Origin of the sequence: Maribacter luteus (assembly GCF_009674825.1) — a bacterium.
Lineage (GTDB): Bacteria > Bacteroidota > Bacteroidia > Flavobacteriales > Flavobacteriaceae > Maribacter_A > Maribacter_A luteus.
On record NZ_WKJH01000006.1, the window covers coordinates 198799 to 211438 of the forward strand.

11 protein-coding genes, 1 tRNA gene and 1 pseudogene are annotated in these 12640 nt (G+C 37.2%); 8 read left to right on the forward strand and 5 right to left on the reverse strand.

All coding sequences use genetic code 11. The features are described from left to right. The first annotated feature begins 519 nt into the window (after positions 1-519). The 5 genes and pseudogenes from GJ691_RS10275 to GJ691_RS10290 all read left to right on the forward strand — a co-directional run bounded on the left by GJ691_RS10275 (position 520) and on the right by GJ691_RS10290 (position 7164). The gene (locus GJ691_RS10275; protein WP_411556612.1) at positions 520-1239 is read left to right on the forward strand and encodes a restriction endonuclease; all 720 of its coding nucleotides are present in this window, start codon (positions 520-522) and stop codon (positions 1237-1239) included. 254 nt (positions 1240-1493) lie between these two features. Further along, positions 1494-3125 (forward strand): serine hydrolase domain-containing protein, encoded by a 1632-nt coding sequence (locus GJ691_RS10280; RefSeq protein ID WP_179955085.1) that lies wholly within the window; start codon positions 1494-1496, stop codon positions 3123-3125. Between the two features lie 258 nt (positions 3126-3383). Continuing rightward, a complete protein-coding gene (locus GJ691_RS19700; protein ID WP_246200159.1) occupies positions 3384-3656 on the forward strand; it encodes a hypothetical protein in 273 nt (90 codons plus the stop codon). Between the two features lie 23 nt (positions 3657-3679). Further along, a pseudogene (locus tag GJ691_RS19705) lies at positions 3680-3793 on the forward strand (DinB family protein); the annotation flags it as partial. A 512-nt stretch (positions 3794-4305) separates the two neighbouring features. Then, a complete protein-coding gene (locus tag GJ691_RS10290) occupies positions 4306-7164 on the forward strand; it encodes a bifunctional fucokinase/fucose-1-phosphate guanylyltransferase (protein ID WP_154366550.1) in 2859 nt (952 codons plus the stop codon). Positions 7165-7308: 144 nt separating this feature from the next. Here the strand turns inward: GJ691_RS10290 and GJ691_RS10295 are convergent. Beyond that, positions 7309-7381: transfer RNA gene (locus GJ691_RS10295), tRNA-Lys, on the reverse strand. 145 nt (positions 7382-7526) lie between these two features. Between GJ691_RS10295 and GJ691_RS10300 the strand changes: the two genes are divergently transcribed. Next, positions 7527-8042, forward strand: a complete 516-nt coding sequence (locus GJ691_RS10300) for a shikimate kinase (RefSeq protein ID WP_282054142.1) — start codon at positions 7527-7529, stop codon at positions 8040-8042. Here the strand turns inward: GJ691_RS10300 and GJ691_RS10305 are convergent. Genes GJ691_RS10305 through GJ691_RS10315 form a run of 3 tightly spaced genes read right to left on the reverse strand, consistent with a single transcriptional unit; the run spans position 8034 to position 9481 of the window. After that, a complete protein-coding gene (locus GJ691_RS10305) occupies positions 8034-8531 on the reverse strand; it encodes a phosphoribosyltransferase family protein (protein WP_154366552.1) in 498 nt (165 codons plus the stop codon). The genes GJ691_RS10300 and GJ691_RS10305 overlap by 9 nt on opposite strands. 10 nt (positions 8532-8541) lie before the next feature. Continuing rightward, complete coding sequence (locus tag GJ691_RS10310) at positions 8542-9123, reverse strand: methyltransferase domain-containing protein (protein WP_317664353.1); 582 nt, start codon at positions 9121-9123, stop codon at positions 8542-8544. Then, entirely contained in the window at positions 9107-9481 is a 375-nt protein-coding gene (locus tag GJ691_RS10315) for an RNA-binding S4 domain-containing protein (protein ID WP_154366554.1), read from the reverse strand. The genes GJ691_RS10310 and GJ691_RS10315 overlap by 17 nt, the downstream gene beginning before the upstream one ends. 83 nt (positions 9482-9564) lie before the next feature. On the opposite strand from GJ691_RS10315, the gene GJ691_RS10320 reads away from it, so the two are divergent. Then, positions 9565-10485 carry an FKBP-type peptidyl-prolyl cis-trans isomerase gene (locus tag GJ691_RS10320; RefSeq protein ID WP_154366556.1) on the forward strand — a complete coding sequence of 307 codons (921 nt, stop codon included), beginning with the start codon at positions 9565-9567 and terminating at the stop codon, positions 10483-10485. Positions 10486-10563: 78 nt separating this feature from the next. Here GJ691_RS10320 and GJ691_RS10325 read toward each other — a convergent pair whose 3' ends face one another. Then, on the reverse strand, positions 10564-11151 hold the full coding sequence (locus GJ691_RS10325) for an outer membrane beta-barrel protein (RefSeq protein ID WP_154366558.1): 588 nt from the start codon (positions 11149-11151) through the stop codon (positions 10564-10566). 328 nt (positions 11152-11479) lie between these two features. Between GJ691_RS10325 and tgt the strand changes: the two genes are divergently transcribed. Then, positions 11480-12640: a tRNA guanosine(34) transglycosylase Tgt gene (tgt, locus tag GJ691_RS10330; RefSeq protein WP_154366560.1), complete on the forward strand. Its 1161-nt coding sequence runs from the start codon at positions 11480-11482 to the stop codon at positions 12638-12640.

Here is a 12640-nt window from a genome sequence, read left to right on the forward strand (position 1 = left end):
GCAATCTGAATACCATAAGTTAGCCCTTACATGGGTTGAAAGCATGGCAGAACAAAGACCGCTTACCTACAAATACGCAACAAGGATATTCTTCTGTTAGAAAACAATGCAAAGAAAAATAAGGTGTCTGCCGTTACGCTTTTCAGTACGCTAATTTTTTAAAAATATTTATCTTGGGAAAGCATTACCTAGAATGGTTTTTATGACGAATAAAAACCTTTAGGGTAAGATGAAAAAGGAAATTAAACAATGGGTTTTCTAACTGTTTAAAGGCAATATAAGTGTATAAAGATGTGTTTTACACGTATATAAACAAGTTGTACATAATTAGAATAAACTAAAAGGAACTACCAAAATATCACCAAACATTTGTGCCAGTTTTAGAGATATTAAATTCTGTTGAATCATTAAATAGTCGTGAACTAGCTTCTCGAGTCCGCCATAACTACTATTCGGATTTACCAAAAGAACTATTGAAAAAAAAAGACAAGGTCTGGGGCAAACGTTTTACTTGATAGAATACTTTGGGGTAAATCTTATCTCAAAATGGCGAAGTTTTTATCTTACCCAAAAAGAGGCTTTGTGCAAATTACAGATAAAGGAAAACAAATTTTAGAAAGAGGTAATTTGACTTTAAGTGAACTTCAAAGTGATCCTGATTTTATCAATCATAGAGCATCTGTTCAAACTAAAAAAGAAAATGAAGTAATTCTAGAAACAGTTGATGTGGAAAATTCTTCTCCTCAAGATTTAATTGATTCTGGATTTACAACTATTGAAGCCGAAGTCAAAACTGAACTTTTAGGAAAGTTAAAAGAAATTGATCCTTATTATTTAGAAAAAGTAATTCTTATTCTTCTGAAAAAGATGGGTTACGGCGATTTTATCGAAACCTCAAAATCAAATGATGGCGGAATAGATGGGATAATAAATGAAGATAAACTCGGATTGGAAAAAATATATACCCAAGCAAAACGATATAATGAAAATAAAGTTCGTGAAAAAGATATACGAAACTTTATTGGAGCAATGAGTGGAGATACCAGTAAGGGAGTTTTTATAACCACATCATCATTTGATGATGCTGTTATAAGAAAATCCAGAGAAGCTCACCACTCAATAATTTTAAATGATGGAGCAAAATTAGTTGACTTAATGCATGATTACAATGTTGGTGTACAGGTTAAAACTACCTATGAAGTTAAAGAACTTGATAATGATTTTTTCGAAGGAGAATAACTGTATACTACAAAGAACTGAGGGAAAAGGTAAATAAATCCTTCTTGCTGCCTATACCATCAATTTAAAGGGAATCAAACCTAAGCCGTATATACTTCATTGCAAGTACGCATCAGGTTAAGTACGCAACAACCCAATTACCCATAGCCGAAAGATCAGTCACAATCTAGGCCGAAACTGTAACAAAAAATGGGACTTCACGTCTTGTAAAGTAAATCATCAATCAAAAAATAAGAATCAAAAACTTGATATCGTTGCTTACCATTCTTTTTTCATTTTCAACCAATGCCCAAGATATGGCAGAATATACAAGTGGTTGGGAAGGAGAAATGGAAAATTCCAAATTATTCAATCTTAAGGTGGAAATCAGAAATTTAGGGTTTGAAAATGCAAGCTTTGAAATTTTCAACAACAAAAGTATAATTGATTATTCTTTTGGTTCAAAAAGCACTCCAATATTGGAAATACCTTTTGCCGAAAATCATTCTTTTAAAGGTGCCTTATCTGAAAATGGTAAAGAAATTAACGGGTTTATCAAGTCAGGTATGCTTCTTTATCATATAAAACTCACTCAATCTGGGAACGGTACTTTTATAGGGGTTTGGAACCTTCTTATGGTCGATGGGTTAAAATCACTTAATTTCTATTTGAGCGTTGAAAATGGCTCGGGTAATAATTATGAAGCTTATCCAATTTTTGGTGATGATCGTTTTACTGGGACGTGGTGTGCTAATTTCCAAAAGAAAAATGACAGTATTTCTTTTGTCGATTTCAAAACAGGATTGAAGTTTAAAGGAAAACTATTATCCCAAAAAATTCAATTAGGAATTTATTTAGGGGATGGTTTGGTTATGCAGACGGACTTAAAAAAATCTACAAGCGATTGGCAAATAGGTGGATTTACAACAAATATAAATAACGGAAATCTTCAACTTACGGAAATGGAATCACTCATTTTAAAAGATTCCCTACCTAATACGCATGCTGTTTTAATTTCTAAAAAAGGCAGTATTTTATATGAAAACTATTTTGGCGGCTACAATCCGCAAATTCCCCACGATATGCGTTCAGCATCAAAAAGTATTTCGTCCGCTATAGTTGGTATGGCAAAAGACAAATCATTATTTCAGAATGTTGACCAATCCATTTTTGAGTTTTTACCTGAAGAATACCAAATCAACAAAGACAGCTTAAAAAGTAAAATAGACATAAAAAGCCAGTTAACGATGAGTTCGGGCTTGGATGCTGTCGATTTTGGGATTAAACGAAAATCTTTGGCGTCAGAGGATAATTACCAACCTACCCGAGACTGGACAAAAACTATTTTACAGGCGCCAATGATCAATGAACCCAACAAACACGGCAATTACGGTTCAGCAAACCCATATCTTCTTGGAGTTGCAATAGACTCCATTGTTGCAGAACCTTTGGAGTTGTTTATGGACAAAAACTTATTTCAAAAATTGGGAATTTCAAATTACATTGTTCAAACCGATATGACAGGTCGACCTTATTTCGGAGGCGGAATGTATTTGACACCAAGGGATATGATGAAATTCGGAGAATTATATCTTAATAAAGGAAAGTTGTTTGGAAAGCAAATTTTGTCAGAAAATTGGATACAGGATTCATTTAAAAATTACCGTGTTTTAGAAAATACCAACGATAAAAATGAATGCGGATATTTATGGTGGCATTATACATATCAATATAATGGAACTTCAATAAAATCAAAGGAGGCAAGAGGTGCTGGTGGACAATATATTTTTGTGCTTCCCAAATTGGAAATGGTCGTTGTCATAACATCTGGAAATTATAGAAACGGAAAAACGCAACAACCTGAATTGATCTTAGAAAAATATATATTGCCATACATTGTCAACTGAATTAACCGGTTGCCTATAACGTATCCCGAGAAAAGTCTTGGTCCGGCTCTCTAAAGTTCAAATAGGGGCTGGGAAAGGACACTTACTCTGCGAACCGAAACAGAATTTAAAGCCAACAAAGGATTATGAAACTGAATATGATTTTAGCCCTGCCGATACTGTTCGCTCTGGTACCGTTATCAATATTTGCCCAACAAGATGTTTTAATTGAAGAGTATCTGGATCGTCTGGAAAATTTAAAAAAAGTATTTTCTTCTGGTGGCAGAATCGATACCAGAGGACAACTACGAATATAGGGTAACACCTGAATCAATGAGTTTCACTGAGAATTTAATGCATATTGGGTGGGCGAAGGATTGGCATAGTAAATCCTTATTGGGAGGCCTAGCGGCCAGAGATTGGGATGCCTTTACCGAACTTAAAGGTGGGGAAAAGTCTGAAAAGGAAATGATTTCATCAATTGAAAGAACATTCGAGGAGACAATAAGGTTTATCATGGACTACGATGTGGATAAACTTGATGACACCTAGACTATTTTGGATTAACCAGAACCAAAAGACAGGTTTTGTTGTTACTGGCCGGTCATATAACCCATCATCGGGGTCAAATGCTTTTTTATATGAGGTTAAATGGGGTCAAGCCACCTAGGTATGTACTTTATCAATAGTTTCTGGCCAGCGTACCTAATAGTTTAAATAAAGGATAATTAACTTAGGTGTTTAAGTAGGGTAGCATCCATGATGCTGTTTAATTAATTTAAGGCATTTATCTTTGGGAATGTCCACAACAGAATCATAGCTTAACCATTATTAGCAATTAAAAAGTACATTTATAAAACAATTGACTGTTTTTATCGGAATCCCCAGATATAATTATTTTGGAGTAAAACATATGGTCTATTTATGCGTTTTTATTATCCGTTCTTTTTTCGAAAATTCTAGAAGTGGATGGTATGGTCAATATCGCTTGTGAATATCGATCCCAATATATAACTTCGGGAACTAAGTATTTTGGGTGTTCAATGCATTAACCTTAAGTTGATGTGGACATGCCCAAAGATTATTTTTATATCGACCTAAGAATGCACAAAAGGAACATGGGTAAAATTTTTGAATTTTCATTAATCAATAACAGCTTTACTTTGTTTAAACCAAACGTTTATATTTTCTGACCAAAACCATGAAAAAACTATTATCATTACCTCAAAACCTTGTAAATTATTTTCACCAAATAGAGGACAAAGACAAAGAATCTTGGTTTTGTGCATCTGACCCTGAAGGCAGTCATGTAGGTTCTGGCGGGGGCACGGCATGGCTTTTAAAAGAGATGTGGAAAAACTCCGAAACCGACTTTAATGAATGGTTAAAACAAGAGAAACGCATCATCATGCATGCCGGTGGGCAAAGTAGACGTTTGCCGGCCTATGCACCGTCGGGGAAAATTTTAACGCCAATACCCGTTTTTAGGTGGGAGAGAGGGCAAAAAATAAATCAAAACCTATTAGATCTTCAAATACCACTGTATGAAAAAATACTACAAAAATCCCCCAAGAGTTTAAATACCCTTATTGCCAGTGGGGATGTCTATATCCAATCGGATAAGAACATAAAAGAATTGCCAGATGTTGATATTGTGTGTTACGGCCTATGGGCCAATGCGGAATTGGCAACGAATCACGGAGTTTTCGTCTGTAATAAAAATGCTTCTGAGGAACTGTTGTACATGCTCCAGAAACCTTCGCCCAAAATTTTGAAAAATTTATCGCAAGATCAATTGTTTCTAATGGATATCGGTATTTGGGTGTTAAGTGATAAGGCCGTAAATGTGCTTTTGAAACATTCGGGATATTCCTTAGGGAAAAACGGGCGGTTGTTGACGCCGGAAAACTTGAGTTTTTATGATTTATACAGTGATTTTGGGCTTAACATGGGTAGCCATACCGAAGGGAAGAATCCAGAAATCAATGATTTGAAAATTTCGATACTGCCGTTGCCAAAGGGGGAGTTTTACCATTTTGGAACCAGTAGGGAGCTGATTTCTTCAACCCTTTCCATACAAAATAGGATAATAGACCAACGGTCAATATTACATAAAGATGATAAACCACATTCATCTATGTTCGTTCAAAATGCGGATATAAAAATTAAGTTGAGACCGGACCAGAGAAATTTGTGGATCGAGAATTCGTATATAGGTGAAAATTGGGAATTGCAATCTGAACATATTATTACAGGGGTTCCTGAAAACAATTGGGAATTAAAGCTGTCTACTGGTGTATGCTTGGATATTGTACCAATTGATGGTGATTCTTATTGTATACGGCCTTATGGTTTTTTCGACGCTTTCAGGGGGCCATTGAATGTAGACTCTACCGTTTGGATGGGAGAAAGTTTTGCTAATTGGCTTTTGCATCGTGGTGTTGCATTCCCTGATTTGGATTTTCCTGAAGATACAGATTTGCAAGCGGCGGCAATTTTCCCGGTTTTAAAACTGAATGGATCATTTGGAGAATTACTTACTTGGATGATAAACCCCAGTAAAAACAAGGAGCTTTTGTCACTATGGCTTTCTTGTGAGCGATTATCGGCCAATGATATATCTAAAAGGGCCTCATTAAGTCGCTTGTATGATCAACGCGAACTTTTCAGGAACAAGAATATTGTTCAGCTTCATAGTAATTATACGAAAAGCGTTTTCTATCAGTCCGACTTAAATTATATAGCCCAACATGTAGCGCAGAATAAAATAGATTTAAAGCCCAATCTTTCATTTGACAATACGTTTCAGCAAATGCAGGAGTTCATGTTTCAGGCAAAAATCAAAAAATATTTAAATCAGGACAATACGATCGAAGAGCAAAAGGCCTTCGATTTATTAGGGGATATTATTGTAGACAGTTTAGGCTATGAACAACCAGAACCCCAGCTGAATATTTTTCATGATCAAATTGTCTGGGGAAGAAGTCCTGTGAGGATAGATATTGCTGGTGGCTGGACGGATACCCCGCCGTATAGCATTGCCTATGGTGGAGCTGTCGTAAATATGGCCATTAATTTAAATGGTCAGCCTCCATTGCAAGTGTACATTAAACCATCGAAAGAATATAAGGTTATTTTACGTTCCATTGATATTGGCGTTCGTGAGGATATATCCACATACGAGGAAATTTCAGGTTTCAAGCAGGTAGGTTCTGCATTTTCCATACCAAAAGCCGCCTTGTTTTTATCTGGCTTTAATGATAAAAGTTCATTTAAAGATCTTGAAGAACATTTAAAGGCGTTCGGTTCCGGTATTGAGATTACCATGCTCGCAGCTATTCCCAAGGGTTCTGGGCTTGGTACTAGTTCTATATTATCGGCTACAGTGTTAGGGGCTTTATCTGATTTCTGTGGATTGAAATGGGATCAGAACGATCTGAACCAACGAACTTTGGTTTTAGAGCAATTGTTGACAACAGGAGGTGGTTGGCAAGATCAATTCGGGGGTATTTTGCCAGGTATTAAACTTATAGAAACCCAAAAAGGAGGTAATCAGACACCGAATATCAGTTGGGCCCCGGAGTTTATATTTTCCAAGCCTGAGAATAAAGCCCGTATGCTACTTTATTATACAGGGATAACACGAACCGCTAAGAATATACTTTCTGAAATTGTTACAGGGATGTTCTTGAATGAATCAAGGAACACCAAAATCCTTAAGGATATAAAAGAGCATGCTTTCGAAACGTTTAAGATTCTGCAAAGTGCGAATTTTGAAGATTTCAGCGATTGTGTGGCCCTAACTTGGGAACAAAAAAAGAAATTGGATAGAGGTATAAACCCTCCAGAGATAGATAAACTTATTGATATTATAAAAGATTATGCTTCTGCATACAAGTTGCCCGGTGCCGGTGGTGGTGGGTATTTGTATATTATCGCAAAAGACCCTAATGCGGCAGGGATTATCAGGAAATTGCTCAATGAAAACCCTCTGAATGACCGTGCACGTTTTGTAGATATAGATTTATCCAGTACCGGATTTCAGGTAACTAGGTCGTAGTGCGATTAAAAAATCACGCCTGGTTTTGGCGAGCTATGACTTATGCCTTGGAGAATTCTTGTTATATCTGGGGATAAGGAAAAACCAAAAGGGGAACTTAAGAACAAATAAAAAGCCTCAACTTAATTGTTGAGGCTTTTTAAGTGACCTGGCTGGGGCTCGAACCCAGGACCCTCTCCTTAAAAGGGAGATGCTCTACCAACTGAGCTACCAGGTCAAAATGTTTTAAAATGCTTACTAAGTTTCCTCGTTAGCGGCTGCAAATATAAGATCATTTGTTTATTTAACAAGCCTATTTTAAATAAATTTTAGTTTTCTTTGAAATCAATAGCAATTGATACAACTTAAAATAGTTAAAAATCGTGAAGATAGTTTTGGTCGGATACATGGGGAGCGGGAAGTCAACAATAGGCAAGACCCTTTCCAAACAGTTGAATGTTAAGTTTATAGACTTGGATGCTTATATTGAGGAAAAGGAAGGTATGTGTATATCCGAACTATTTAAAAGTAAGGGCGAAATTTTTTTCAGGAAAAAAGAATTTGAATATCTAAAACAGATTTTAAATAGTACCGATAACTTTATACTTTCAACAGGAGGGGGTACTCCGTGTTATGGGAATAATATGCAAGCGATTATCGAGGCTTCTCCCAATGTTTTTTACTTGAAACTTACTATTGAAGGGCTTTTGAAAAGATTAGCCCCAGGAAAGGCCCATAGGCCCTTGATCGCGAATATTCCGGACGAGGAATTGCCTGAATTTATTGGGAAACATCTTTTTGAGCGCAGTTTCTTCTATTCAAAGGCATACCATTCTATCTTAAGTGATGGTAAAAGTATAGCCGCGATAGTTAACGAGATAGAGCAACTCTTAGTCTAAATAGACCATATCGTCCTTTGCTTTAAACTGAACATGAACATGTTCCTGTAATGAGGTTGATAAGGATATACCCTTATAATCAGCTTTGACCGGATATTTTTTGTGGTTACGGTCAACCAATACAGCCGTCTTTAATTGCTTTAAGGGGCTTTTCAGGAAATGGTACACGCCATAGATCAAGGTTGTACCTGAATTGAGTACATCATCGACTAATACAACGGACTTGTCCTTATAGTCTTTTTGGTCTATGGATGTTTTGACTTCACCTTCCAACGGATTTTTTTTGTTCATCGAAACCTTGCAGAGTGTAATTTCAGCCTCGGTAATACTGCGAAGTACATGTTGTATTTTCTTCGCGAATTTTAATCCGCCACCTTCTATGCCCGCTATAATGATTTCTTTTTCAGAAACATTGGCCTCGTATATTTGATAAGCGATGCGTCGTACTTTATGCTGTATTTTTTGATGTGATAATATTTTGTTCTGCATGGTCCTGAATTTACTTTTCAAAGATAAAGAACAGTTCTTTACCTTTTCTGGGTTTAATCGAATTAAATGCCGTTTCTAAAGTCTTAATTTTAAAAACACCTTCAAAGATGTTTCTGTACTCTGCCTCGCCTCCTCCAAACGGAGGGCCATCTATGAATGAACGGTCAAAAAGTAATCCGACCAATCTTCCGTCTTTAGCTAACAGGTCATACATTTTCTTGGCATAGTCGGTTCGCTGTTCAGGGGGCAAGGAACAAAAGAAGGTCTGTTCAAGGATTAGGTCGAATTCCATGTCTTTTAACTCGAAAAAATCTGAATGTATCAATTGGTCTTCGGGAAAATCAGGTATTCTGGTTTTTATGTTGTTCAGGGGATGGGCAGAGATGTCGACAACCTGTAGATTGGTATAACCGGCCTTGAATAGATATTCTACCTCATAACCGTTTCCCGCCCCGGGAATGAGGATATTAGTGTTTTTGTCGGTCAATTGATCAATGTAAGCTTTAAGTGGGGGTGAGATATGACCAAGGTCCCAAACCAGTTTGTTCTGGTCATATTTTTTATCCCAATATGCTTTATTCAGATTCATCATCCAGATAATCATCGATTTCCCTACGGTCTTTTTTGGTGGGCCTACCCGTTCCTTTTTTTCTGTAATATGCTTTTGAGTATTTTAATAGCTCTTCATTTTCAAAGGCTTCTTTAGGGGTGGTGTCCTTTCTGTAGATATCCACTAATTTGGCGCCGACCCTGCTCGAGGGTATATCCAAAACGGTGAATTGTAGGTTTATTTGATTCTTGCGTACAATGACCTCATCGGTAGGGTAAACCTCCCTAGAAGGTTTTACCGCCTGTCCATTTACTTTAACCTGCCCCTTTTTGCAGGCAGTGGAGGCAATATTCCTGGTCTTGAAATATCGGGTATGCCATAAGTATTTGTCAATACGCATAGTCTAATAAAATTCTTTGTTAAGGAACTCTGCAAAAATACATAAAATTGTATCTTGCGACCTTAAATTGCTAATTGGAGAAAATGAAAAACAGTATTTTAATACTTTTAATGGTATTTCTTGCATGGTCATGTAAAAAAGATGATGATGAGGATGAGGTTATAGTGGTTGAAACTAGTTCTTTGAGTGAAGTGTCTATAGAAAATGATGCTGAGATCAGGGAATATTTAGAGACTCATTTCTACAATTATGAGGATTTTGCCGCAAAATCGGAAGGTTTCGATTATACGATAAGACTGGATACGATAGCAGGTGATAATGCGGATAAGATTCCTTTGATCGATCAAGTGGAATCAATCAAGGTCAATGTAGACTCCGATGATTTCAACCTTAGTACTGAGGAAGAAGATGTTGAGCACACCTTATATTATTTGACTGCTAGGGAAGGTGTTGGTGTTTCTCCAACGGTCGTTGATTCGTTGTATTTGAATTACGAAGGTTCCCTTTTGGATGGAAGTGTTTTTGACAGCAAAACCGGAGGACCCGTTTGGTTGGATTTGGTTAACACCGTTACCGGATTTAAAAACGGATTGTCATTGTTCAATTCCGGAGGGGACGTTGTTGAAAATGAAGATGGTACTTTTGAAGTTGAGGGTTCTGGAGTAGGACTGTTGTTCATTCCTTCAGGATTGGCCTATTTTTCAAGTAGTACGGTGGGTGAATCCTATGCGCCTATTATTTTTAAGATCAATGTTCTTAGGGTAGAAGAATCCGATCACGATCAAGACGGGATACCAACGATTCAGGAAGATATAAATGGGGATTTGGATATTGGTAATGATGATACCGATGAAGACGGTTTTCCAGATTATTTTGATCAGGATGATGATGGGGATGGTATAGCCACAAAAACAGAAATCTCCGATGACGATGGGAATATCATTATCCCGTATCCAGATACCGATAATGACGGTACGCCGGATTACCTGGATCCTGACAATTAGAAAGTTTTTAACTCAATACAAAAAAAAAATCCCCGATGGTCGACCATCGGGGATTTTTTTGTGGAATGTTCTTCTCCTTTATAGGTTAAGGGATAAACTAACTATGATTTGATCGGGCCTGGTATCAACCCTATTAGGTTCCAGGTCGGTTATGTTTGTACTAATGAAATTTACTTCATTACTGTTGAAACCTCTTTCATATCGTAAATCGATTCCAAATTTTCCCAAGTTTACACCTGCTCCGAAATTAAAACCAACCGTAAAGTCATTTTCAACATCCTCAGTGGTTATTCCTTCAAATTCAGTATCCAATATATACTGAAATGCAGGGCCTGCAAAAATATGTAATGGGCCAATTACTTTTGCCCCTACCAATACTGGAAGGTCCAACTTGCTCATATCGAATTTATCACCATCATAATCTGATTTTGTTTTGGTATAGACCAATTCGGGTCGTACGTACAAGCGATTTCCTATTTTTCCGAAAATTCCGATATGGTAGCCCATATTTCTACTAGGATCTTCATATGCATTTTCGGCAGAATTGAAATAATCGCCATTGGCACTATAATTCAATCCGGCTTTAATACCAAAACCAGGGCCTATTTGGGCAAAAGAAGTAAAACTTGCCAAGGCAAAAATTGCTAATAAAATCGTTTTTCTCATAATGTGTTTGTTTTTTCTGAATAGGATTCAGGGTTATATTTGGCATCTTATACAACGCCATTTTTAATGATCACGTATTACAAAAAGAACGACAACGATTTTCCTTTATTGTTACAGTATTCCATATCATTATTGAATATTTGTGCTTATATGGGGTAAAAGATTTTGGTAAATTGAAAAAGGCTGACTCATAAAGTGACCCAAAGATTATCTTAAAAGACCTAGGCTACAAGTAGTGCTGCCATTTTGTATTGTACGGCCGTTCTCTTAGATCGTATTATAAAATTAGGCAACTTTATTTTTTCGTTAAGGACTTTATGATGGGCAGATGATTATATTTGCCACTTTAAATAACAAGGTGCAATTTACATTAGAACATACAGACATTCAGAGCAAGGCCCGTGCAGGTAAGATGGTTACGGATCATGGGGTTATCGAAACCCCTATTTTTATGCCGGTTGGTACGGTAGCCTCGGTCAAAGGAGTACATCAAAAAGAGTTAAAGGAAGAGATTGATCCCGATATCATTTTAGGGAATACCTATCATTTGTTCCTGCGTCCTAAAACCCAGATTCTTCAACAGGCCGGTGGCTTGCATAAATTTATGGGTTGGGATCGGAATATTTTGACCGATAGTGGTGGTTATCAAGTCTACTCCTTATCCGCAAATCGAAAGATCAAAGAAGAAGGGGTCAAGTTCAAATCACACATTGATGGTTCCATGCATATGTTCACACCGGAAAATGTAATGGAGATCCAACGGGTTATCGGGGCCGATATCATCATGGCCTTTGATGAATGTACACCCTATCCTTGTGATTATAACTATGCCAAACGATCCATGCACATGACACATCGTTGGTTGGATCGTTGTATAGCCCATTTAGAGAAAACACCTTATGCATACGATTATACCCAATCCTTTTTTCCCATAGTTCAAGGCTCAACGTATAAAGATCTTCGAATACAATCTGCTGAATATATAGCGAATGCAGGAGCAGAGGGGAATGCGATAGGCGGACTCTCGGTAGGGGAACCGGCAGAGGAAATGTACGCCATGACCGAAGTGGTCTGTGATATCCTGCCAGAAGACAAGCCCAGATACCTGATGGGTGTAGGTACCCCGATCAATATATTGGAGAATATAGCACTCGGGATCGATATGTTCGACTGTGTAATGCCTACGCGTAATGCCAGAAACGGTATGTTGTTTACGGCCCATGGCACGATCAATATCAAGAATAAAAAATGGGAAGATGATTTTTCCCCTATTGACGAAATGGGAACTACATTTGTAGATAGGGAGTATTCAAAGGCTTATTTAAGGCATTTGTTCGCGGCCAATGAATATTTGGGCAAGCAAATCGCGACGATCCATAATCTAGGATTTTACCTTTGGTTGGTACGTGAGGCAAGAAAGCATATTTTAGCAGGGGATTTTACCACATGGAAAAATGTCATGGTAAAGCAGATGGATAAAAGATTATAG

Excerpts from the sequence above, each read along its gene's own strand:
- GJ691_RS10290 (WP_154366550.1), top strand. The coding sequence starts at position 4,306 with ATGAAAAAACTATTATCATTACCTCAAAACCTTGTAAATTATTTTCAC.
- GJ691_RS10305 (WP_154366552.1), bottom strand. The coding sequence starts at position 8,531 with ATGCAGAACAAAATATTATCACATCAAAAAATACAGCATAAAGTACGA.
- GJ691_RS10310 (WP_317664353.1), bottom strand. The coding sequence starts at position 9,123 with ATGATGAATCTGAATAAAGCATATTGGGATAAAAAATATGACCAGAAC.
- GJ691_RS10315 (WP_154366554.1), bottom strand. The coding sequence starts at position 9,481 with ATGCGTATTGACAAATACTTATGGCATACCCGATATTTCAAGACCAGG.
- GJ691_RS10320 (WP_154366556.1), top strand. The coding sequence starts at position 9,565 with ATGAAAAACAGTATTTTAATACTTTTAATGGTATTTCTTGCATGGTCA.
- GJ691_RS10325 (WP_154366558.1), bottom strand. The coding sequence starts at position 11,151 with ATGAGAAAAACGATTTTATTAGCAATTTTTGCCTTGGCAAGTTTTACT.
- tgt (WP_154366560.1), top strand. The coding sequence starts at position 11,480 with ATGATTATATTTGCCACTTTAAATAACAAGGTGCAATTTACATTAGAA.